Genomic DNA, 24,450 nt, shown 5'->3' with positions numbered 1-24,450 from the left:
TCATGGTTGAATATATAAAATCAAAAAGGGGCAGTCTGATAGCTATAATCCTGCCAAGCCGCATAGATACAAAAGGCGCTACATTTTTTACTCCACCGGAGTTTTCCCAGCAGGTGGGCCTCTTAAGGCATCGGAAGGGGGCGCAGGTAAAACCCCATGTCCATAAACTGGTAAAAAGGAGGATAGAGAGAACCCAGGAAGTCCTGCATGTTAAAAAAGGCAAGGTGGCGGTTTATTTATATGATGAGAAAGAAAGATGCCTCGGAACCCGCATACTAAAGAAAGGCGATACTATACTTCTGGCAAGCGGAGGCCATGGCGTAGAAGTATTGAAAGATAGCTTGATGCTGGAAATTAAACAAGGGCCTTATGCCGGCGTGGACGATAAGGAATACTTCAAAGAAAAGAATGGTCGATGATCCCCGTAAACGAGCCTTTAATGGGTAAGAAAGAGCTTCAATATATAACTGATTGCGTGAAGTCCGGTTGGATATCCTCAAAAGGTAAGTATATAAAAAGTTTTGAAGAGGAGTTTGCCAAATTTTGCGGTGTCCGATACGGTATTTCTACGACAAACGGGACAGCGGCGCTTCATCTTGCCCTTGCCTGCCTGGGCATTAAGAAGGGCGACGAAGTCATTATGCCGACCTTTACTATGATCGCGACCGCTTACGCTGTCCTGTATCTGGGGGCAAAGCCTGTATTTATTGATAGTGAAGACAGGACATGGAATATGGATGTCTCCGATATCGAGGAAGCGGTGAACTCAAAAACCAGGGTATTGCTGCCTGTACATATATACGGGCACCCCGTTAATATGGATCCTATTATCAAGCTTTCAAAAAAATACGGCATTTTTATAGTTGAGGATGCCGCCGAGGCGCACGGCGCAAGATATAAGAATAAGCTATGTGGCTCCATGGGAGATATCAATTCTTTTTCATTCTACGCGAATAAGATTATCACAACGGGCGAGGGCGGGATGGTCGTTACTAATAATAGAAAACTGGCAGAACGAGCGCGCCTGCTTAAAGACCTTTCCCATTCTCCGGGTCAGCGTTTCCTGCATACGGAGTTGGCGTATAACTACAGGATGACAAACATGCAGGCGGCAATAGGCCTTGCCCAGATAGAAAATGCGAATAGTCTTATAGCCAGGAAAAGGCGCATAGCCGGATTATATTATGAAAACCTTAAAGATGTCGAAGGCTTGAGATTGCCGTTAGAAGAGAAATGGGCAAAAAGCGTGTACTGGATGTATTCAGTTTTGGTCGAAGAGGATTTTGGCCTGACGAGGGACAGGTTCAGGACCGAACTTCTAAAAGAGGGGATCGAAACACGTTCTTTTTTCATTCCCATGCACAGGCAGCCGGTAATACAAAAGCTGGGGCTCGTAGATAAAAAGAAGAGATACCCCGTTTCCGACTATATTTCAGACCACGGCCTTTATCTTCCTACCGGGCTTGCGCTCAAAGATAAGAATATTTTATTTATCTGCGAGGCAATAAGAAAGATACAGAGGAGACATGCGTCCAGAACGCGATAAAATAAATTTTATACTTTCACACCTCATATTTCTTTTATCGCTGATCGTAATATATCATATCCCGCGCATATATCCCCTAATCCATGAAAAATTCCTTCCTCCCATGGATAGATTCTTGCGGTTTTATATCATAGGGGTATTCTCAATAACCTTTCTTGCGTATTATCTATGCATTTATTTTTATAAAAAATCCGGGATATCGGTTTTTAAATCCGGTAATCTGTCTTTATATTTCTGGGCAAGCACGATAATTATATTTTTGATACTCTGCAATTCTTCGGCCCTCTTGTCTCACGACTTGTTCGAATATTCCGTAAGAGGGCGCATGCTCAGTATCTATAAGTTAAATCCATATCTTCATGTGCCAATGGAGATAAAGAATGATATCTTCTTTCCTCTGATATTCTGGAAAAGCACACCAGAGTGTTATGGGCCGCTATGGGTGGCGATAGGGGCAGTTCATACGTTATTTTTTAAAAACAATGTAGCTCTGACCTCATTCATGCACAAGCTGGTGCTCCTGGCTTTTTTAGGCATGACCCCATCTGTTTTTTACAAATTGTGTAAAGATAATATTCCCGAGGATGCAGGAGCTACAACTTTAGCTTTATTGTTAAATCCCTTGGTCATAGTAATGACGCTGATAGACGGCCATAATGAGATTGTCATGGTTTTCTTTATACTTTGCGCTTTTTATTTTCTGCTAAAATCGAAACATGTGCTTTCATACGCGTTTCTTGCGCTTGCCATAGCCGTTAAATTTGTTTACGTATTGTTCATTCCCGTATTTATCCTATATGCCAAAAAGACGCATAGCGTCAGGGAAAGGGTTTATGGCGTTATAATAGGGGGCGCGATATTTATATTTACCACGGTAGTTGCATGGCTTCCTTTCGGCCGGGAGAGCGTTAAGGCGATTATTTATTACTATACCGAATTAAGCAAAAATTTCTGGGTCGATTCCATTCCATCCGCGATATATTTTATTTCGGACAAGGCGGGTATTGCAATTTCGAAAAATCTACTCGCGAATGTTTTCCTTACCCTGTTTGCCATAGCATACTTTTGCATACTGGGCTACCTCGTAAGGAATGCCCAAAAGAACAGGGGTTCATTATTTACAGCAGCCGCATTGATATTGCTTGCGCTCCTCTTCACTAATTCTACGCCATTTCAGGCATGGTATCTGCTATGGGTTATTCCCTTTATTTTCTTAAGCAATATACGCTTAAAATTTCAGCTCGTTTTTCTTCTGTCCTATTTTCTGATAATGACCTTTTGGAAACGCATGTGTGTGTTGGCCGTGCCGATGCTGATCGTATATTCTTTCATACTCCTGCGCTGCAAAAATACGGCAAAGGAGACCGGGTATAAAAATACGTGAGACTATTATGAAAGACAATATATTCTGGCTGCTTCTTATATTTGCCTCTGTTTATATTCTGGGCAACATAGGCACGGGGAGCCTTTCAACATTTGATGAAGCGATTTATGCCAACATATCGAGGAATATCGTCAAGACAGGCGATTGGCTGGTAATGCGCCAGGGTGAAAAGCTGTGGTTTGACAAGCCGCCTCTATACATGTGGTGCACGGCTGTTTTTTATAAGATATTCGGAGTGAGTGAATTTTCCACGAGGTTGACCTCCGGCATTTTGGGCGTAGCATCTGTTTTACTACTGTATCTTTTCGGGAAGAAGCTCGCGGATAAAATGACGGGGCTTTTATCGGCCCTTATACTTCTGGCATTCCCTCATTATATCCATTTTTCCAAGATGGGGATGATGGATGTGCCGGTGGCTTTCTTTACCCTGCTGACACTTTATCTTTTTTGGCTGGGAGCCCAGAAGGAAAAGTATCTGTTTTATTCCGGGGCGATACTCTGTGTTTCGTATTTGCTGAAAGGCTTCGCGGCATTTTTACCTTTATTGGTGATTATTGTTTATGCCGTATTGTCTAAAGATATTCGCCTGGTACTCAGGCGGCAGTTCCTGCTTGGCACAGCGGTCGCTTTTTCAGTTATTTTTATATGGCACCTGGCGCAATTTCTACTGACAGGGCCCGCTGCCCTAAAGGGATATTTTGGTTTTCATATATTTCAGAGGGCGACTTCCGTGCTCGAAGGCCACAAAGGAGGGCTTGATTACTATATAAGGGTAATCTTTAAGAAAAACATGCCGTGGTCGATAATGATATTTGCGTCTGTTTTTTACGCGGCTTATGGATGTTTTAAAGACAGGGACAAAAGGCTGGTATTTTTATTAAGCTGGGTGCTTGTTACGTTATTTCTGTACAGCGCGGTAAGGACTAAGTTGCAATGGTATATAATGCCTATATATCCGGCCCTTGCGTTACTGTCCGCTTTTTTACTGAAGAGATTTTTAACAAAGAAGCTGCTATATGTAGCGCTTATTGTCATCCTTGCAGGGATGTTGGCCCAGATCCCGCTATCGTGGGCATTTAAGCTGGAATATACTCCTGATATAAAAAAAGTTTCAGCGCTGGGCATGGAGCTGCATAAAGCCGGGAATGATATATATATGATCAGCGGAAACGATTCTGAAATATTTTATTATGACTTCACCAGGGAGTTGGACAAAAGCGTATATCAGTCTCTTATATCACAGGGCAAAAAGGAGATTTATTGTATAATACTGCCGGACATATTTAAGGAGAAAAAAGAAGAATATAATTTCGATTACGAGCCTATTTATGAGTCAGAAAGAACATTGTTTTACAAAATAACATTTAAGGACAGGAAATAAGAATGTCTGTTTATTTATCGGTAATAATACCGGCTTATAACGAAGAGGGCAGGATAGGGCCGACTCTTTCTAAGGTCTATGAATTTTTGAGAACAAAAGATTACGACTGGGAAGTTATCCTTGTAGATGATGGAAGCAGCGATAATACCGTTATTCGGGCGCAGGATAGCGAACTCGCCAAGATCGCCAAATTAAAGATAATCAATAACGGCACAAATAAAGGTAAGGGGTTTTCCGTAAAGAACGGTATTCTGAACAGTTCCGGAGAATATATACTTTTCAGCGACGCCGATCTATCCACGCCAATCGAAGAGGCCGATAAGCTTTTTAGCTATATCAAAAAGGGGTGTGACATAGTGATCGGTTCGCGCAGCATAGCCGGAGCCGACGTAAAAGTTCATCAGCCTTTTTATAGGGAGTGGATGGGCAGAATATTTAATTTCCTGGTCAATATGTTGTTGATAAAGGGGTTCAATGACACTCAGTGTGGTTTTAAGCTTTTTAAGGGTAATGTAGCAAGAGAGCTGGGGAAAGAGCTTACAGTAAACGGTTTTTGTTTCGATGTTGAGATGCTTTATCTTGCCGGGAAAAAAGGCTATCGTATAGCGGAAACTGGAATTATCTGGGAGAACTCGCCACAAAGCAAGGTACGGGTTATTAATAGTTCTCTTGCGATGTTTATCGATCTTTTTAAGATTAAGAGACGGAACGGATGAAAAAATATTTTCCGTTATTGATTATCATAGGCATAGGCACTATTCTCCGTCTTTGGGGATTAAATTTTGGCCTTCCGTATCAATTCCACCAGGACGAGCCGATAATAGTTAATCATGCGCTTGCCTATGGTACCGGTGACCTGAACCCGCATTTTTTTATAATCCCTCCGATTGCCTCCTATATTTTGTTCGGCTGTTATATAATTTATTTTTTAGCGGGCAGCGCCTGCGGTATATTCAAAGGAGCGGAAAGTTTTGCCCTCAGTTTTTTCAACGACCCGACGATATTTTATATCATAGGAAGGGTGGTCCTGGGGACATTACCAGGTATCTTGTGTATATATCTTACTTACAGGCTGGCCGCGAGATTATTTTCAAACAGAGTAGCTATTTACGCGGCGTTCGTAATGGCCCTGGCGTTCCTGAACGTCGTCAACGCTCATTACGCCTATACCGATAATCTTTTGGCACTCTTTATATTGGCCGCGTATCTTCAGTTGGAGAGGCTTATAAGCGATCCGCGTAGGATGAATTATATTATCGCCGGGGTGCTTATAGGGATAGCAACGGCCACTAAATATAATGCCGTATTGCTTGGGGCGCCTTTTTTGGCCGCTCATTTTATAAGACGGCGCGCGCCGGAACGCGCAAGTTCCGCTGTCCCCGACCTTGCTTTATTCGCCGCCGCGGCAATAGCAACTTTTATCATATGCAACCCGTACTCTGTCCTGGATAGCAGGTTCTTTCTGGAGTCCTTGACACACAGGATCAGGGGCGGGTACAGGGGCCTTAGTTACCATCTTACATATTCATTATTCGAAGGACTGGGCGTGATTCCTACTATTTTAGGGGTTGCTGGGTTAGTGTGGTTTTTGAAGAAAGATTTTAAAAAAGCGGTTTTTCTTCTTTCCTTTCCGGCGTTTTTCTACATACATCTTGTTTTCAAGAGCCAGCCTTTTCCGAGGTACGCCTTGCCGATAATTCCTTTTCTGGCAATAGGCCTATCTTTTTTACTATTCGGATCATACGAAAAGATAAGAACGAAGGCATTAAAGGCCGCCATCGTCGCGGCCTCATTGGCGCTGATAATACCGACAACGGCCAAGTCTATCAAGGCAGACCTGCTTTTTACAAGTAAGGATACGCGCATAGAGGCAAAGGAATGGATAGAAAAGAATATAGAAGCGGGTACGCGCATAGCCCTTGCCCACACCTTCTTCAGCCCTCCGCTGCAACAGATAACGGAGCAGCTGATAGAAAAAGAGGGCATAGTTTCCGGACAGCCCGAGCTGAAGGAATTGAAGCGCAGAAAACTGGAGCTTCTTATAAAGGGCCGTAAAGCCCCCAAGACATATCGGGTATATTATTTAAGGGGCGATAACGAGGCGCCAGGCCAATTCTTGAATTTATGGCCGATGGTAGAGAATTCGATGGACGATATAAAGAAAAACGACATCGGTTATATAGTGTTCAATAATATGGATCCATCCGAAGCGATAAAGGGGCTGCATGATGAAGCAGACGGCATATTAAAGGTGGTTGCCGTATTCAGTCCTTATAAAGATGATAAATTCAGGCTTCCATATGATACGACAGAGTTGACATGCGTGCCCGCGGGCACAAGAGAGCTTTTCTCAAGGCGCGCCGCAGGGCCATATCTGGTAATATACAGTGCAAGATGAGAATACTTAAAAACCACTTAGGATTTATCGCGTTTTTTTCTTTCACGATAGCGGTATTTTTGTATCCTCTAATAACCATGCGGGGAGGATTTATATGGGGAGATTCATTTGTTCAATTCTACCCCTGGTCGAAGTGCTATGCGGAATCAATAAAATCCTTTTCGTTCCCTTATTGGATAAAGGCAATGGGCAGCGGATTTCCTCTTATGGCCGAAGGGCAGGTGGGCGGTTTTTATCCGCTCAATATAGTGCTATTTTTTGCCCTGCCGTTCAAGATCGCATATAATTATTCGGTAATCCTACACTTCATAATGGGAGGTATTTTTACCTATCTATACAGCCGCAAATTGGGCACGGATCAATCCGGAGGCAGCCTCGCAGCCTTACTTTTCTGTTTTGGGAGCGCTTATACCGGGTGTTTCTACAATATAGTCACGCTACGGACCCTGGCGTGGTTTCCGCTGGTTCTGCTGTTCATAGAGAACCATTTTGATAAAAAAGAACTGAAATATTTATTTTTAGGCGGCGTAATACTGGGGCTGCAGTTTCTCGCGGGATTCGTGCAGATGGCCGCATACAGCGCTTTTTTCTATCTGGCGTATTTTATTTATAAGGCGATGATAGAGAAAAAAGGTGCGGTAAGGATCACAGCCTCTTTAGCCGGATTTTTTGCTACAGCTATTTTGATAGCGTTGCCTCAGCTTGTACTTACTTACCAATTGGCCGGATTATCCAATAGAGAGGGCGCAACGGCGGCCTTTGCGCTATGGGGCTCGGTCTTTCCTTCGGGGCTGCTGGGGACCGTATTTCCTTATTCCTTCGCCTTTAAAGGCGATCTTTATGTGGGGATATTGAGCCTTCTATTTGTCGTATCCTGTCTTTATTCGTTGAAAAAAGACAGGTCAGCAAGGCCGCTTGTATTGCTCCTGATATTATCAGTGTTCCTGGCTCTCGGGAGATATAATCCTGTATATTTTGCATTGATCAAGATCACGAAGTTATACATCTTCAGGAACCCGTCCAAATTCTTGTTCTTCGGGTCTTTTTCCTTGGCGGTCCTGGCCGGGATAGGGCTGACCCGGTACTTTAACGATGATGACACCGCAGCCAGGCGAAAAACCAATTTTGTATTTTTACTGGTGTTATCCGCGGCGGGATGCGCATTTTTTGCAGTAAAATTTTTATTGGCCCTGTTCAAGACCAACATTATTAGTTTCGGGGATTATTTTGTGCGCAATTTTATCTACAATAAGCCGCATCACCGTTACGGCCTGGAATACTATATAGATAAGTTTAAGATTTCATATGACGCGGTTTTGGGCGGTTTTTCTTTCTCAAGCATTTTTGTTATTTTGTCATGGGCGATCCTTATAGCGGCATTATTGTTCTGCCTGATGCCTTTACGTAAAAGGTCGAAATATATAGCTGTTGCTTTGATATTTGTCGATATATTTATATTCAGTTTTTACGGAAAAGGCTTCAGCCAGAACATAAAGCCGTTTTTGAGCCTGGCACCGGATAATAACGGCCTTCTGGAATACCTTAAGAAGGATCGCGATATTTACAGGATCCTTCCATTTGATTCTAGGCCAGGGAAATTACCTAACTGGTCTATAGCCAACGCGAATATCGCATATGGCATAGACAGCGTTGCGTGCTACACCCCGCTCGTGACCAAGGTGTATAGGGATAAGTTTCTCGCTCTGGGGGCTATAGATGATTCTCTCGGTTATGCGGATGCCGCAGACGACGCGATAAAGACCGGTGCGGACACGTTGCGGCTGCTTAACGTTAAATACATAATAGCGCAAAAAGAACTGGAGGACCGGGGGCTGGAAAAAGTTTATACGGATAACGGCGTATTTCTTTACAGGATGAGGGATTTTTTCCCGCGGCTGTTCTTTACCGCAAGCATAGTCTCAGACGTAAGACAGTCGCCTTTAGCGGCCGTTAAAATATTAACATACAAAAACGGATATATCGAAGCTGAGGTCACGGCATATGACGATGGGTTTGTTGTATTTTCTGAAAATTACTATCCCGGATGGCACGCATTTGTCGACGGTATAGAGAAGGATATGGTAAGAGTTAAGGATATCCTGCAGGCCGTTGCTGTAGGCAAGGGGCATCATAAAGTTATTTTTGTGTACAAACCACAATTTTCTTTATTTAAAAGATGAAGACAAAAATACCTGTAATAATTCTACTTTTGGTATTTGCTGTTTTAACTATATCAAGTATGCGGCAGAATTCCGCAACATGCGATGAGATCGCCCATCATATACCCGTGGGGTATGTTTTATTGACAAAGGCCGATTTCAAGATGGATACATCGCAGCCGCCGCTGCCGCGATACATAGTGGCATTGCCCCTGAAGTTATTCATGAATATAGACATGCCTGACGACAAGGCTGTATGGCGAGCGGCGGATCGTTCTGTTTTCGGCAGGGATTTTTTCTATAAGTACAATGCAGGACAGGTCGCGATCGTATGGGCCGCCAGGCTGCCAGTGGTGCTTGTGGGTGTATTATGCGGCCTATTATTGTTCGTGTGGGCAAAGGCGCTTTGGGGTGAGAAGGCGGCTTTATTGAGCCTGTTCCTCTACTCCTCATCTCCTGAGATGCTGGCGCATTCCGGTCTTGCCACTACGGATATGATAGCCGCTTTCTTTATCCTGCTATCGTGTTATACATTCTGGCTATTTTTGAAAGAGCCCTCCATGAAGAACGCTGTATTGGCGGGCCTTGCCCTTGGCCTGGCGCAATTGTCCAAGTATACGGCCATCCTGCTCTATCCGGTATTTCTATTAATTCCACTTCTTGAATTATTCGGGATTGCTGAAAAACTGTCATTGCGAGGAGCGAAACGACGAAGCAATCTCGCTCTTTTAAACTTCTTTATTATAGTTCTATTGTCTTTAATAGTTATTTGGGCCGGGTACGGCTTTGAGTTTCAGCCATTATTGAAGGATGCGATGCGAGTAGACGAAAAGCTCCAGATCGCGCACAGTATCGCCAAGAAGATATTCCCGGCCGCGGGACCCGAGGCCATTCGCAGACTGGACGATATTTTACTGAAAGTTCCGGTGCCATTGCCGTCACACATGCTCGGTATAATAGGGGTCCTGCGCCACGGCCAGGAGGGCCACAATACTTTTTTCCTGGGAAGATGGTCGGCCCACGGAAGCCCGCTATATTTTGTCACGGCGTTCCTGATAAAGACGCCCATCGCGGCAATAATACTATTATTGGCCGGCCTTATGGCATTATTAAGGCGCAGGCTCGGCATGGGCGAAAGGTTTATCCTTATCTTTACTGTCATATTCCTGGCAGTATCGTCTCTAAGCGGATTGAAGCTGGGGTTGCGGCACATATTGCCGGTATATCCTTTCTGTTTTATGATAGCGGGCAGAAGCGTGGAGTTCCTGAAGAATAAAGCCGCGGTTATTGCCATGGCGCTATTGATTGTCTGGTACGCCTTTTCGGCCTTCACGGCATGGCCGCATTATCTGGGCTACTTTAATGAAGCTGTTGGAGGCCCGGCAAACGGATATAAATATATTAGAGATTCAAATGTTGATTGGGGACAGGACCTGCCGTCGCTATCACGGTATATGGAAAAAAATAGTGTAAAAGAGGTAGTGTTAGAATATTTCGGCCAGGCAGACCCGGCTGTTTATGGCGTTCATTATCGAAAGTTTACGCCCGACGAATTTGAGGTACCGGGAAATAATATATATGCGATAAGCGCCCAATATTTAGAGCATGCTAAGTGGGCGAAGGAACATAAACCGACCGCAACAGCCGGTCATTCCATATTTATCTATGATTTTACAAAAAAGGAGGCGCAAAGTGAACCAGGACATTCTTTTAACAGTCGTCATACCTGCATACAATGAAGAGAAAAATATCCGGACGACGCTTGAAGAGATATCGGGTTATTTAAATAAAAAAAAATTTTCATATGAAATAATTGTCATAGACGACGGATCCAAGGACAAGACTTTTGAAAATACTCAAACTTGCTCGAATCTTTTCAGCGATTTCAAAGTCCTTAAGAACGACGCCAATAAAGGTAAGGGGTATTCAGTAAAGAGGGGGATTCTTTTCGCTAAAGGAGAGTACGCGCTATTCATGGATGCCGACAATTCTACATCTATTTATGAATTTGACAAATTCCTGCCTTATCTTAAAGAGGGATATGATGCCGTCATAGCATCGAGAAGGCTTAAAACTTCCAATGTGGAAGAGCCGCAGCCTTTTTTTAGGGCAAAGATGGGCCAATTTTATATTTTTCTGGCGCGGCTCATACTTGGATTAAACTTAAGCGATTTTAATTGCGGATTTAAGGTTTATAACACAAGAACCACCTACCGTATATTCGAGTTACAAAAAATGAATGACTGGAGCTTTGATGTTGAGCTGCTGTTTTTGTTAAATAAATACGGCCTTAAGATAAAAGAGGTACCCGTTAGATGGATCCACAAGAGCGAGTCTAAAGTAAAGCCAGTAAAGGATGCAATAAAATCCTTCATAAGCATACTGATAATAAAGCTAACCGCCTTATCTCGCAAATACAGCTGAAAACACCCAAAAGAGCACAGCTTTTTGACTACCAATGACTACCAATGACTACTATAGATTGCTGTTGACTTTTTCCGTTTAATCGGTATAATTGGTATCAATACATAAGGAGAAAAAATATGGAGATAAAGGATAACGAAATATACACAACAGAAGAAGTGCAACAGCTTTTAAAGATAAGTCCGAGCACCACGATGCGTCTGATCAAAAAAGGTATTATTAAGACTGCTAAAGTGGGCAAGCAGTACCGCATACTTGGTAAAGAGATCTTGCGTTTAGTCTCGCCCAAACTGGAAGATAAGGTCGGAAAAGCCTACAATAAAGCGCGCAGATGGGTTCATGAAGACGTCGATAAAGCTTAATATTAAAAGCTTAAAAGGAGATGCGTAAAATGAAGAATGCGGATATTTTTAAAGATAAGATTGTTCTAATCACGGGAGGCACCGGTTCGTTCGGTCAGAAATTCACCGAAATAGTGCTGAAATACCACAAGCCGTGTAAGCTGATAATATTCAGCCGGGATGAGATGAAGCAGTTCGAAATGAGCAAGATATACAGTCAGGAAAAATATCCGAATATAAGATATTTCCTGGGAGATGTGCGTGACCCTGACAGGTTACACAGGGCTTTTTATAACGTGGATATAGTCGTACATGCTGCGGCTTTAAAGATCGTACCATACGCAGAATTTAATCCTTTCGAGGCTGTCAAAACGAATATTATGGGCGCAGAAAACGTTATCAATATAGCGATAGATAACGGCGTAAAAAAAGTGATCGCGCTTAGTACCGATAAAGCGGCAAACCCAGTCAATCTATATGGAGCTACAAAATTGTGTGCAGAAAAGATGTTTATAGCAGCAAATAACTACCGTACGGGTAAACCGTTTTTCAGCGTGGTGCGGTACGGCAACGTTCTCGGATCAAGGGGAAGCGCCGTGCCGTTTTTTAAGGAATGCAGAAAAAGTGGCGTAGTTCCGATTACGGACCCAAGGATGACCAGGTTCTTCATAACGCTCGAAGAGGGTGTTAATTTTGTTATAAGCAGTATAAAAGAGATGAAAGGTGGAGAGATATTTATTCCTAAGATGCGTAGCATTAAAATAACCGACCTTGCCAGATCGGTTTGCCCCGGCTGCAGGCAAAAAACAATAGGTATACGACCGGGCGAAAAGCTGCATGAGATATTAGTGCCTAAGGATGACGGTATTTACACTTATGAGTATAAAGACAAGTTCGTGACATATCCGTATATAATTGTGCGTAAAAACGGAAAAGACAGCGGTCGTGCACTGGGTTTCGGATTCGATGGTTACAGCAGCGATACTAATAAAGACTGGTATTCGATAGAGGATATGAGAAAAATGATCAATAAGGAAGTCGTATAAAGATGCGTTTTATACCCTACGGAAAGCAGAATATAGATAATAATGACATACGGGAGGTAATCAAGGCTCTGAAGTCGGATCTTATCACGCAGGGTCCTATGGTGCAAAAATTTGAGAAGCGAGTTGCGGAATACTGCCGTGTGAAATACGCTCTTGCAGTCTCAAGCGGCACCGCGGCACTTCACCTGGCATGTCTGGCGGCGGGTCTAAAAAAAGGAGACGAGGCTATAACTTCACCGATTACGTTCGTGGCCACGTCGAATGCGGTGTTGTATACAGGCGCCAGGCCAGTATTCGTTGATATCGATTATGAAACCATGAATATAAGCGCCGGCAAAATAAAAGAGAAGATCACTGCCACCACAAAAGCCATATTGTCGGTAAATTTTGCGGGCCTTCCGTGCGATATGTTCGAAATATATAATATTGCAAGAAGGCATGGCCTAATTGTAATAGAAGATTCCTGCCATGCTCTGGGTTCCGAATATAACGAGTCCCGCACGGGGTCATGTAGATATTCCGATATGAGTATTTTTAGTTTTCATCCGGTTAAGCACGTAACAACCGGAGAAGGCGGTATGGTTACGACTAACTCGAAAAGATTTTATGAAAAAATGCTTGCTTTGCGCAGCCATGGTATCTATAAGAGAAAAGAGGCTCTTAGAAAAAATGGCGGCTGGTATTATGAAATGCTTGATATCGGATTTAATTACAGGATGACAGAACTACAGGCCGCGTTAGGATATAGCCAGATGAATAAGCTTCCGGAATTCCTTGTGCGTCGCAGCGCAATAGCAAGCATGTACGACAAGGCATTTAATGAAAATCTGGGAGACCTTGTAAAATTGCCGGCCGTAGATTTTCCGGACAGGACGCACGCATGGCACCTTTATGTATTGAGGTTAAATGAAAAAAGGTGCCGTATATCCAGGAGAGGGCTGTATCAGAGGTTGCATGATAAAGGCATAGGCGCTCAGGTTCATTATATACCCGTGACAAGCCATCCATACTATAGGTCTAAAGGATACAAGACGTCGGAATTTTGTAACGCTCAGAGATTTTATAACAATACCATCTCGCTTCCACTTCATCCGGGAATGTCGGATAAAGAAGTCCTGTACGTCGCAAAAACGGTCATAGGTGTTCTATGTTCAAGAAGCGTGCAATAGAAGAAGATATCACGGCACTGACTCTGGGGACTACCCAGCTCGGGTCGCATTATGGAATTGCAAACCGAACGGGATGCCCAGGAGAAAAAGAAGCCTACAGGATACTCGAAGTTTCTTTCGATAACGGCATACATAGCTTTGATACCGCAAGCGCTTATGGTAAGAGCGAAGATATCTTAGGGCGTTTTATAGGCAGTAATAAGTGCAAGCCTTTTATAATCTCTAAGCTTCCCGGTGTCGGGAAATTAAAATACGCCGGCCGTGATCTGATATATGAGAATATCAGGAAAAGTGTCCTGGGATCGTTAAAACGCTTAAAAAAGGATAAGATTAACGCTTATCTATTACATGACGCATCGGATATAGGATCAAACGGGAAAAAAATTATTGAGGCCTTATCGAGGATAAAAAAAGATGGGCTAATAGGTATGATAGGCGCCTCCTGCTATTACGCCCATGAAGTCGAAGCTGCTTTGTCGATGGATGAAATAGGGGCAATACAGGTGCCTATAAATCTTTTTGACCATAGATTTATCGAGCCGCGCCTTTTGGCACGTATCAAGAAAAGCGGAAAGATACTTTTTGCGCGAAGCGTATTTTTGCAGGGATTGTTTTTTCTGGACCCGGACCGGATGCCGCGCGGAATGGAATTCTACGCAAAATATTTAAAGAGGCTGCGCGAGTTCTTGCGTGGTGAGGGCGTCGGTATTCATGATCTCGCGCTTGGTTTCCTAAAAAGTATTCCGGAGATATCCAGCGTTATTATAGGAGCGGAGTCAAGCGATCAGATACTGGAAGATATAAATATTTTTAGAAAGGCACGGATAGGCAAAGACGTAAAAAAAAGATTGTTTCGGTATTTTTCGGACATTCCTTTGAGACTGAAGATTCCGTCTCTTTGGTTTAGTAAAACTAAAAAGGGTGGCTATGAAAAAGAATAGCATTTTCGGGCTTAAGAATAAAGTTGCGGTAGTTACAGGAGGTGCGGGTCATCTCGGGTCATCGATGTCCGATTGCCTTGCACAGGCAGGCGCACGCGTTGTAGTGGCCGGAAGGGATATTAAAAAATGCGGATCGGCGGCGACAACACTAATGAGGAAGTATAAAACCATATCCTTAGGCATAGAGATCGATATATCATCCGCTGAAAGCGTAAAAGAAACAATGTCGCTAATCAGCAGAAAGATGGGTGGGGTAGATATATTAGTAAATAACGCATATTTTGGGCACAGGGGCAGTTTTAAATGTGACATGATGTCTATGTCGGAAGATATGTGGAACTGCGGCATTGACGGAACGGCAGGCGGAGTTTTTAGATGTACCCAAGCCGTTATACCATATATGCAGAAGCGAGGCAGCGGTTCGATAATCAATATTTCTTCTATTTACGGCATTGTTTCGCCGTATTCGGGTATATACGGAAAATCCGAATTAAATAATCCTCCCGCATATGGGGCAGGAAAGGCAGCAATCCTACAATTCACACGATATGCGGCTTGTCACCTTGCGTCTAAGCATATAAGGGTCAATTCAATAACTCCGGGCGCATTTCCGAGCAGGGATATCCAAAAAAATAAGGGATTCATGTCAAATCTTAAAAACAAAATTCCGCTGGGAAGGATAGGTAACCCTGAAGATCTGAAGGGGGCCTTGCTTTTTTTGGCATCAGACGCATCAAGTTATGTTACGGGCTCCAATATCGTAGTTGACGGGGGTTGGACGGCATGGTAAGCGGCAGACAAAAAGTGTCGGTTATTATACAGGCGCGCTTGGGTTCGACGAGACTTCCGGGCAAGGCCATGATGGATCTTTGCGGCAAGACAGTTCTCGCGAGGGCCATAAATGCCGCCAAGCGCGCGAAGACGGTCGATTCTGTATGTGTAGCTACGTCGACCGGAGAAGCGGGCGAAATCATTTCGGCCGAGGCCAGTAAAAATAAAGTAATCTCCTTTAAAGGAAGCGAAGAAGATGTGCTGGATAGATATGCGAAGGCAGCTTTAAGGCTTGGATCGGATGTTATTGTGCGCGTAACGGCTGATAATCCTTTGACGGAAACATCTTTTATAGATCTATGTGTTAACAAAATCACCAGTACGAGATGCGACCTAGTGACAATGAAAAATATACCTTACGGGTCCGGCGTTGAGGTGGTTCGTAGAGATACGCTTATTGCGGTTTCAAGGGCCGCAAGACGGGCGCATGATAGAGAGCATGTTACGACCTATATTTATAAAAACACTGAAATTTTTAATGTGTGTTATCTTGAGCCCATCCCGAAGCTCAGGAGGCCTGACATACGCGTAACGCTGGATACCATGGATGACTATTGTGCACTATATAAGATATTCAACAAATTTTCCGGTATCAGTGCAGATAAAAAAAGATTAGAACGGGTAATTAAATTTATCGATGCATTGAAGATAAGCGAGCGAGGGCGGTCGTGAAGATAGGGCTAAAGCTATGGTCTGACAACAGTTGCTATATCAAATCCGCCGCAAGGATGTATAGCGGCGGGAATTACGATTTCATAGAACTTTACGCGGTCCCGCGCACTATCTCACGTTATATCAAATTATGGAAAAGTTTAGATGTTCCCTATATAGTACACGCACCTCATTATGCACACGGATTCAACCTGGCTGACAAAGACAAGAGGGGGCGCAATAGGCGCCTTTTTAAAGAAGCACAATGTTTCGCGGATGAGTTGAATGCCAGGTACATAGTCGTGCACTGTGGCGTATTAGGACAGCGACCCGAAGCCGAGGAGCAGCTCGCGATTCTTGGCGATGAACGGATATTGATAGAGAATAAACCGGTGCACGGGCTTAAGAACACTATCTGCGTGGGCAGTTCACCGCGGGAGATAGAACGTTATAAAAAAACAGCAAATGTTGGATTCTGTTTTGACGTAAATCACGCAGTTGGTTACGCGTATAGTTCGCACAAAGAACGTATTAAAGTCATCAATGATTTTTTAAGGTTAAAGCCGGAGATAATGCATATCGCGGGGATAAGTTACAATTCGGGGGCCAATGACCACCTTTGCTTAAATCGGAGCGAGTGCGATCTAGGCGCTATAATGGAGACGATCAAAAAAAACGGAAGCAGCATCAAACTCTGTACGCTGGAGACCCCGAAGGACCCTGCAAAAGACTTGACTGATTTTAAAGAAGATATAGACTTTTTCAAAGCATTGACTGGGAAAGAGAAGAGTTTTATTTTAAGGACTGCGACCCGGGACGACTGCAAGGACCTGTGGAAATGGAGGAACAGGCCCGAAATCAGAAAGAACAGTTTTAATGATAAGCCCGTACCATGGTGTACGCATAAGAAATGGTTTGACTGTAAGATGCAGGATAATAATTCCAGAATATATATATGCCAGCAGGGGCAGGACAAGGCGGGCGTCATAAGGTTCGAGGTAAGGGGAAGATCAGTAATAGTGAGCGTTAATACGAATCCGGTTTTTTTTAACAGAGGCTTTGGTACAGGTATGGTGAAGCTCGGGACGAAAAAAGCTTTTTCTGAATTTGGGAGCTCCAAGCCGATATTTGCCGAGATCAAAAAAGAAAATCAGGTATCGCGCAAGGTATTTTTAAAGGCAGGATACAAATATGCCGGACATAATGATAAAGGCATTATTTATAAGGCAAGGTGCCCAGATGGCTGGTAGAAAAGACCGTGTTTTTATAATAGCCGAAATCTCGGCAAATCATGGCCAAAAATTTGCGCGCGCTGTAGAGATGATAAGGGCCGCAAAACGATGTGGCGCAGACGCGGTAAAATTTCAGGCTTACAATCCGGATATTATAACGATAGACGCGAATAGCAAATATTTCAGGATCAAGCACCCTAGCTGGGGCAACCAGACGCTTTACGAATTGTATCGGCAGTCTTATACTCCATGGAACTGGTTTAAGAGGTTAAAAAGAGTAGCGGACGGATTGGGTCTGGTATTTTTTGCTTCCGCGTTTGACAGGACTTCGGTGGATTTTCTGGAAGAGATAGGAGTGAGCTGCCACAAAATATCATCATTTGAATTAATAGACCTGCCGTTGATAGAATATGCGGCTAAGACTAAAAAACCGATCATATTGTCAACGGGCATGGCGACCATTCTTGAGATAAAAGATGCGGTATCTGCCGCAAAAAAAGCCGGAGCAAAAGATATCACTCTGATGAAATGTGTTAGCGGATATCCGGCAGTTCCGGAAGAGATGAATATAAGGACGATACCCGATATGGCAAAAAGGTTCGATCTTCCGATTGGGCTGTCGGATCATACTTGCGGGACCAGCGTTGCCGTTGCCGCTGTCAGCCTTGGCGCCATTATGGTGGAAAAGCATTTTATCTTGTCACGCAGATTGAAGACGCCGGATAGTTTTTTCTCCGTAGAGCCGCATGAATTTGCCGCGCTCGTTTCCTGTATACGAACCGCAGAAAAGGCACTGGGAAAAGTCCACTACGGGCTTACTAAAGGCGAAAGGGATAACCGTATCTTCAGGCGATCTATTTTTGCTGTTCGTGACATTGTTAAAGGGTCAAAGCTTACTCAGGATAATGTGAAATCTATCAGGCCGGCATATGGAATTGCACCTAAGTATTACAAGAAAGTCTTAGGGAAAAATGCCGCGCGGAACATCAGAAAGGGCACCCCATTAACGTGGGATGTTTTGATATGACCTCAGGAAAATCTAACGTATGTATAATAGACTATGGATTTGGAAATGTAAATTCAGTCTATAATGCATTTAAAAGTTTTCACGATTCAGTAATGGTATCTAATGATGCCAAAGACATGGAAAAGGCTACTCATCTGGTGTTGCCGGGCGTAGGCGCATTTAAAGCAGCTATTGATAAGATAAAAAAAATGCCGACATTTGAGCTGCTAGAATACAGTGTTTTGAATAAGAAGAAGATGTTTCTGGGCATATGTGTCGGTATGCAAGTATTGGCCGATGTCGGGCACGAGCACGGTTCCTGCGATGGGCTGGGATGGATCCCCGGTGCCGTGAAGAGAATAAATGCCCCGAACTTATCATTGCCGCATGTGGGGTGGAATAATATCAGGGTTGTAAGAAAAAGTCCTTTACTGGAAGGCATGAGTGATAATACTGATTTTTACTATGTTCATAGCTATCATCTTGAGCCGCTAAACTCGGAAGAGATGATGGCATCGTCAAATTACGGGGAAGAATTTGCAGCCATAGTTAATAGGGATAATATATATGGAGTACAATTTCACCCGGAAAAAAGTCAGAAAGCCGGTATAATGCTTCTTAAGAATTTTATGAGCCTAAAATGAAGAAGAAAAGACTGATACCGGTTTTATTGCTAAAAAACGGTTTTCTTGTGCAGAGCAAAGGATTCTGCCGCTATCAAAATATTGGTAATCCGATAACCGCTGTGCGGCGTATGAGCGACTGGGCTTCAGACGAACTGATCTATCTCGACATAACAAGCGACGATATTTACGATATCCGGAGAGAGGACCTGCGCTACCCTAATAGGGGAAATATAATAGATATTCTTAATGATGTATCCAAAGAATGCTACATGCCGATTACTGTTGGAGGCAAAATCCGATCGTTGGACGATATAAGTATCAGGCTGAAGAGTGGAGCTGATAAGATAGCGATCAATACCAAGGCACTGGAGGACCCGTCATTTATCACCCAGGCTGCGAAAGAGTTCGGCTCGCAATGCATAATAGTGTCTATCGATGCAAAGCTATCCTGCGGTAGTCATATGGTGATGTCACGCGGCGGAAAGACGCCTACGGGATACGATGCTTCCAGTTGGGCGAAGAAAGTCGAAGATTGCGGAGCCGGCGAAATACTGATAAATTCGATAGATCGCGACGGAATGCGCAGCGGATATGACATAGATCTTATTGGTGCCATCAGCAAGGCAGTGCGCATACCTGTTATAGCATGCGGAGGCGTAGGCGAATGGGAACATTTGGCGCAGGCACTAAATACTACCGCGGTGGATGCTGTTGCTGCCGCGAATATATTTCATTACATAGATCAGAGTGTTTATCTGGCGAAGAAATATCTATATGAAAAAGGTTGTAATGTAAGGAATTCAGAACTTTTCCAAAATAAAGAAGAGATAATCGTATGAAATACTGTAAGCACTGCCTTTATCCCCAAATTGCGGTAAATCTGTACGTTGACGAAGAAGGAGTATGCAGCTCATGCCGTGTGTTTGAAAAACTGATGAGCATGAATGGCGATTTTTGGGAACAGCGCAAAAAAAGGTTCGACAGGATAATAGCAGAAGCGCGAGCTTCAAATAAATCTAATTATGACTGCATAGTTCCTGTCAGCGGAGGAAAAGACAGCTATTATCAGACGCATATAATAGTTGACGAGTACAAGCTTAAGCCACTTTTAGTTACTTATCATGGGAATAATTATCTTCCGGAAGGCGATTATAACAGGGACCGGATGCGTCATGTATTTGATGCGGACCATGTCGTGGTCGGGCCTAGCGTAGATACGCTTAAGAAAATGAACAGGCTTTGTTTTCGAAAAATGGGTGACATGAACTGGCACGCACATTGCGGTATTTTTACAGTTCCGATACAGATGGCCGTGAGATTCAAAACACCGCTTATAATATGGGGAGAAATCGCCTGGGACATATCCGGAATGTATGATCCCGATGATTATGTCGAATTCAGCGCCAGGGTTAGGCATGAACATGGGTTGCGCGGCTTTGAATGGTATGACATGTTAAACGACCCGGTCGAAAAGCTTAGCGAAAAAGACCTTTTGTGGGCGAAATACCCTAGCGACGAGGAGATCCTCAGCGTAGGTGTAAGGGGTCTTTATATAGGCAATTTTTTCAAATGGGACCCTAATGAACACGCAAAGATGGTGCAGCAGAAATACAATTGGAAGCCGAGTCAAACGCCTTTTGAGAGGACCTACAGGAAAATATCGAATCTTGATGACAGGTATGAAAACGGGATTCACGACCTTATGAAATATATTAAATTTGGTTATGGCCGGGCAACAGATCATGCGTCAAAAGACATACGCATGGGATATATGACGAGGGATGAAGGCATTGAAATGGTCAGGAAATACGATCATGTCGTCTCCAGTGATCTGTATTATTGGTTAGAATACGTGGGTATGTCCGAAGATGAGTTTTGGAAAGTTGCGGATTCATTCAGAGACCCCAGAGTTTGGAGAAAAGAGAACGGTAAGTGGGTAAAAGATAATATTTGGGACAAAGGCTATAATAATCGTGATAAATAATTTTAAAAGCGGTAAGAAATGTTATTTGGTCGAAGACCATCTTCCAGATGTGGATTATGGAAATAATATGGTTATAGCCCTGACTCCGGAAGCCTGTTATGATTTAGGGCGTACGGGCATTCAGTATAAGTTAATAGAAGATTATTATAGTGTTGACGATTTGAAAACAGAAGAAGATGCATATTTCAATGACCAGTTGCAATGGTTCAATTATTTTGATGAGATCCTCAAACAGAATATAACTTATTGCAGAGAGCATAACATAGGCTTATCAAAGGCGCACTTTTATCAGCTAAAATATTTTATTGATTCCATTATTATACAGGCCCGCGTGTTGAGGGAGGTTCTTTTTAATATAAAGCCCGATTCGATCGTTTACGTCTGCTTAAAGAAAAAAGATAATGCAGTGGATGATTTCTACGATCTTAGCAATAATAAAAGAACATTTTTTAAGAAATTAGTCACTTTGGTATGCGAAAAATACGGTACGCCGCTATCTATAAAGTGCGGCGCGCAGGAAAATATTCCTGCCAATCAATTGCACTGTTTGGTGAAAGAAATAAAGAAAATTTTAAAAAGACTGCGCTGTAAATCCGTCTATTACTTTTTTAAATACGGTAAGATCAATAAATTTATCCAAAAGCCGGCAGACAGGGCGCGCCTGAGCTTATTTGTACTTCATGCCGGATGGCTGGGCATAGATATGATAATAAAGGATAGTATAGCGCGCGGTAACCGGGTATTTTTCAAGGATCAAAACAGGGTTGTTCTCATCAGTGATATTATTCAAAAAGATGTGCTAAAACTATCATGCAATACGGACGGACAAAAAGATATTACAAGTGATTGCGTTAAGGCGTTCAGTGATATACGCATGAAAAAAGACGTGATTGGCTGGATAAGTGGTAAATGTGGCCTGGATATTTCTTCGGTTATCACGCCGTATTTTAAGCACTTTATTGAACATGTTTGTTTGCGCAACTTGACAGAAATATTATTATTAAAAAATTTTTACAAAAAAGAGAACATTGATTATGTTGTTGCGCGTTCCAGCTCTGAAGAGGATTCGATAGGCGCTTTTTTGGCGGCTGCGGATCATAATAAAAGGGTAGTTTTTCAGCATGGGATAACGTATGACACAAAAGTTGCGGGGGTCACGGAGCTGGATCTTGTAGATCACTATTTTGCGATGGATAGTATTTCGGAAAGGTACTTCAAAGACTGTATTCGGCCTGGTTTTCCGGCTAAATGCAACATATCTCGATCGTCACATTATCTTGGCGCGATTAAAAGTAGGTATAAGAACAGGCGGTGTCAGAATAACGTTATAATGTATGTGCCTACAAAAGTATTTACAGGCGTTAATGTATATAATGTAAATTTCTATACGCTTCCATGGTATTATGAAATGCAAAAATCGATTATAGACTATTTTGCGGCTATAGAAGATAGGCATTTTATATACAAGTACGCGTCCGGCCAGAGCTGGCAGCATCGATCCCTGCTTTCTTATATCAAAGATAAAAAATACAGCAATATCTCCGTAAAGACGAGGCCGTTGGCGAAGTGTCTCCATGGTCCGGAACGGATTATATTTGACTACCCGTCAACCGGGTTATTTGAAGCCGCAGTATCCGGGATACCAGTGATGTCGCTATGGCATAAGACATTTAAGATCGACGAAAGTATCGAATCTTTTTTTGGAAGTTCTCTTAAGATATTTAACACAATACCGGAGGCGATCAGCGTTATAGCTAATTTTATCGATGCGCCGGCGAGGGATTTCGTGCTCGAAATACCTTTACCCGATCGCAGTGCGATTGACTATTTTGATAAGGATTGATAATGAGCGAAACAAAAAAATCCATAATAAAGGCGACGTTTGAACTCACTTTTGCCCGTTATGTTTCGCAGGGAATAGGATTTTTTACTTCTATTGCAATGCGCCGTTTCCTGGGGCCGTTTTACACAGGCATCTGGAGCATTTTAAAGATTATCTCTGATTATTCATCGTATATATCCATGGGTGTCGCGGAAGGCGCCGGTTACGAGATACCTTTTAATCTGGGCCGGGACAACCGCGCAAAAGCAGAGCGCGTAAAAGATCTAGCGTTCAGCCTTATATTTTTGGCCTCTTTGGCGGCCAGCCTTATGTTGTTGGTCAGCGCGATAGTTTTCCGGAATAGGTATCCCGCGGAGGTCGTGGCAGGGCTTCTTATCCTGTCAGTATACATTATACTGGACCGGCTTTGCGGGTATTATATGCTGCTTCTACGTGCTAGGAATAATTTTAACGCTTTGAGCAAGTCGATCATTTTTGATGCGGCGATAAATTTGATCTTAGTCATGCTATTGGTCAGGAATTACAATATTTACGGCTTGTACATGGCGATAATGGCCGTGTCGGCGTTGAATATAATTTTTATGCATATGCTTGTGAAATATAAAGTCAGCCTGAGCATGGATTTTAGAGGCCTGCCCGAGCTGATCAAGGTAGGTTTTCCGATCACGGTCATTGGATTCCTGGACGGTATTTTGATAAGTGTGGACAGGATCATGATAGCTAAGATGATAGGCGTTGTTTTTGTTGGATATTACAGTATCTCTATAATGGCCAAAAATTACATAGCCAAGCTTTCCAGTTTCGGCACGGTGCTCTATCCTTACATTCTTAAGGACTATGGCAAGCGGCAGAATATGGAAGATATAAAGAAATATGCGATAATACCGCCAAAGGTAAATGCTTACATCCTGCCATTGCTGCTTGGCCTGATATTTTTTATTGCGCCGGTTTTCATAAAACTGGTTTTGCCTAAATTTACGCCTGGGATCCTTGCAATACAGATATTGCTGATAGATATGTTTTTCCGCTCCTGCTCGCCGCAGGCGGTGCATTTTCTGATAGTAATCAAGGACTATAAAAAAATTGTTGGCGTGATATTGGTATGTATAATTGTGAGCGTGATCGGTAATTACATCCTGATTAGGAAGGGTTTTGGTATATATGGCGTGGCCTGGGCAACTTCCATAGCATCTTTAATCTATTTCTCGCTCTTACAGGTTTACGCTCTACGCTATTTCATGAAACCGAAGGAGATCGTTTTATTTTTTATAGAGATAACCACGCCTTTTATTTATTCCTCGATAGTTATTCTTTTGCTGGAATTTTTTGTCAAGGTGCCCAATATATATGGTTGCGTACTGGTAAAAAGCGTCCTTTTAAGTATTGCTATGCTGCCATTTCTGATATATATTAATGCAAGGACGAACATAATTTATCATATGCTTCGCATATACGAGAGAAAAACAAGTGCAAAATAAACAAAAATGT

22 protein-coding genes are annotated in these 24,450 nt (G+C 43.0%); all 22 read left to right on the top strand.

Going from position 1 to position 24,450, the window contains the following annotated elements; translation table 11 throughout:
• Positions 1–2 precede the first annotated feature (2 nt).
• Complete coding sequence (locus Q8R38_05890) at positions 3–419, top strand: hypothetical protein (protein ID MDP3791554.1); 417 nt, start codon at positions 3–5, stop codon at positions 417–419.
• The gene (locus tag Q8R38_05885; protein MDP3791553.1) at positions 416–1,546 is read left to right on the top strand and encodes a DegT/DnrJ/EryC1/StrS family aminotransferase; all 1,131 of its coding nucleotides are present in this window, start codon (positions 416–418) and stop codon (positions 1,544–1,546) included. Before Q8R38_05890 ends, Q8R38_05885 begins: the two co-directional genes overlap by 4 nt.
• A 103-nt stretch (positions 1,547–1,649) precedes the next feature.
• Positions 1,650–2,930 (top strand): glycosyltransferase family 87 protein, encoded by a 1,281-nt coding sequence (locus Q8R38_05880; GenBank protein ID MDP3791552.1) that lies wholly within the window; start codon positions 1,650–1,652, stop codon positions 2,928–2,930.
• A 7-nt stretch (positions 2,931–2,937) separates the two neighbouring features.
• The gene (locus Q8R38_05875) at positions 2,938–4,311 is read left to right on the top strand and encodes a glycosyltransferase family 39 protein (protein ID MDP3791551.1); all 1,374 of its coding nucleotides are present in this window, start codon (positions 2,938–2,940) and stop codon (positions 4,309–4,311) included.
• 2 nt (positions 4,312–4,313) lie between these two features.
• The gene (locus tag Q8R38_05870) at positions 4,314–5,027 is read left to right on the top strand and encodes a glycosyltransferase family 2 protein (protein ID MDP3791550.1); all 714 of its coding nucleotides are present in this window, start codon (positions 4,314–4,316) and stop codon (positions 5,025–5,027) included.
• Positions 5,024–6,709: a glycosyltransferase family 39 protein gene (locus Q8R38_05865; GenBank protein ID MDP3791549.1), complete on the top strand. Its 1,686-nt coding sequence runs from the start codon at positions 5,024–5,026 to the stop codon at positions 6,707–6,709. The genes Q8R38_05870 and Q8R38_05865 overlap by 4 nt, the downstream gene beginning before the upstream one ends.
• A complete protein-coding gene (locus Q8R38_05860; GenBank protein ID MDP3791548.1) occupies positions 6,706–8,889 on the top strand; it encodes a YfhO family protein in 2,184 nt (727 codons plus the stop codon). The genes Q8R38_05865 and Q8R38_05860 overlap by 4 nt, the downstream gene beginning before the upstream one ends.
• Positions 8,886–10,607 carry a glycosyltransferase family 39 protein gene (locus Q8R38_05855; GenBank protein ID MDP3791547.1) on the top strand — a complete coding sequence of 574 codons (1,722 nt, stop codon included), beginning with the start codon at positions 8,886–8,888 and terminating at the stop codon, positions 10,605–10,607. The genes Q8R38_05860 and Q8R38_05855 overlap by 4 nt, the downstream gene beginning before the upstream one ends.
• On the top strand, positions 10,561–11,292 hold the full coding sequence (locus Q8R38_05850; protein ID MDP3791546.1) for a glycosyltransferase family 2 protein: 732 nt from the start codon (positions 10,561–10,563) through the stop codon (positions 11,290–11,292). The genes Q8R38_05855 and Q8R38_05850 overlap by 47 nt, the downstream gene beginning before the upstream one ends.
• A gap of 119 nt (positions 11,293–11,411) precedes the next feature.
• A complete protein-coding gene (locus Q8R38_05845; protein ID MDP3791545.1) occupies positions 11,412–11,654 on the top strand; it encodes a helix-turn-helix domain-containing protein in 243 nt (80 codons plus the stop codon).
• 29 nt (positions 11,655–11,683) lie between these two features.
• On the top strand, positions 11,684–12,679 hold the full coding sequence (gene pseB, locus Q8R38_05840; GenBank protein ID MDP3791544.1) for a UDP-N-acetylglucosamine 4,6-dehydratase (inverting): 996 nt from the start codon (positions 11,684–11,686) through the stop codon (positions 12,677–12,679).
• 2 nt (positions 12,680–12,681) lie between these two features.
• Positions 12,682–13,848: a UDP-4-amino-4,6-dideoxy-N-acetyl-beta-L-altrosamine transaminase gene (gene pseC, locus Q8R38_05835; GenBank protein MDP3791543.1), complete on the top strand. Its 1,167-nt coding sequence runs from the start codon at positions 12,682–12,684 to the stop codon at positions 13,846–13,848.
• Entirely contained in the window at positions 13,827–14,789 is a 963-nt protein-coding gene (locus Q8R38_05830) for an aldo/keto reductase (GenBank protein MDP3791542.1), read from the top strand. Before pseC ends, Q8R38_05830 begins: the two co-directional genes overlap by 22 nt.
• Positions 14,776–15,579, top strand: coding sequence for an SDR family oxidoreductase (locus Q8R38_05825; protein MDP3791541.1), 804 nt, complete (start codon positions 14,776–14,778; stop codon positions 15,577–15,579). The genes Q8R38_05830 and Q8R38_05825 overlap by 14 nt, the downstream gene beginning before the upstream one ends.
• Positions 15,573–16,292, top strand: a complete 720-nt coding sequence (locus Q8R38_05820; GenBank protein MDP3791540.1) for an acylneuraminate cytidylyltransferase — start codon at positions 15,573–15,575, stop codon at positions 16,290–16,292. The genes Q8R38_05825 and Q8R38_05820 overlap by 7 nt, the downstream gene beginning before the upstream one ends.
• Positions 16,289–17,521, top strand: a complete 1,233-nt coding sequence (locus tag Q8R38_05815) for a GNAT family N-acetyltransferase (protein MDP3791539.1) — start codon at positions 16,289–16,291, stop codon at positions 17,519–17,521. The genes Q8R38_05820 and Q8R38_05815 overlap by 4 nt, the downstream gene beginning before the upstream one ends.
• Positions 17,463–18,530, top strand: coding sequence for a pseudaminic acid synthase (gene pseI, locus Q8R38_05810; GenBank protein ID MDP3791538.1), 1,068 nt, complete (start codon positions 17,463–17,465; stop codon positions 18,528–18,530). Before Q8R38_05815 ends, pseI begins: the two co-directional genes overlap by 59 nt.
• Positions 18,527–19,153 (top strand): imidazole glycerol phosphate synthase subunit HisH, encoded by a 627-nt coding sequence (gene hisH, locus Q8R38_05805; protein MDP3791537.1) that lies wholly within the window; start codon positions 18,527–18,529, stop codon positions 19,151–19,153. Before pseI ends, hisH begins: the two co-directional genes overlap by 4 nt.
• Positions 19,150–19,974: an imidazole glycerol phosphate synthase cyclase subunit gene (locus Q8R38_05800; GenBank protein ID MDP3791536.1), complete on the top strand. Its 825-nt coding sequence runs from the start codon at positions 19,150–19,152 to the stop codon at positions 19,972–19,974. Before hisH ends, Q8R38_05800 begins: the two co-directional genes overlap by 4 nt.
• On the top strand, positions 19,971–21,119 hold the full coding sequence (locus Q8R38_05795; GenBank protein ID MDP3791535.1) for an N-acetyl sugar amidotransferase: 1,149 nt from the start codon (positions 19,971–19,973) through the stop codon (positions 21,117–21,119). The genes Q8R38_05800 and Q8R38_05795 overlap by 4 nt, the downstream gene beginning before the upstream one ends.
• Entirely contained in the window at positions 21,109–22,962 is a 1,854-nt protein-coding gene (locus Q8R38_05790) for a hypothetical protein (protein MDP3791534.1), read from the top strand. The genes Q8R38_05795 and Q8R38_05790 overlap by 11 nt, the downstream gene beginning before the upstream one ends.
• Before the next feature lie 2 nt (positions 22,963–22,964).
• Positions 22,965–24,440 carry a polysaccharide biosynthesis C-terminal domain-containing protein gene (locus Q8R38_05785; GenBank protein ID MDP3791533.1) on the top strand — a complete coding sequence of 492 codons (1,476 nt, stop codon included), beginning with the start codon at positions 22,965–22,967 and terminating at the stop codon, positions 24,438–24,440.
• Positions 24,441–24,450: the final 10 nt, after the last annotated feature.

It is taken from the genome of Candidatus Omnitrophota bacterium (assembly GCA_030695905.1).
Taxonomy (GTDB): Bacteria; Omnitrophota; Gorgyraeia; order 2-01-FULL-45-10; family 2-01-FULL-45-10; genus CAZHPY01.
This window is presented reverse-complemented; position numbering and strand designations above follow the sequence as displayed.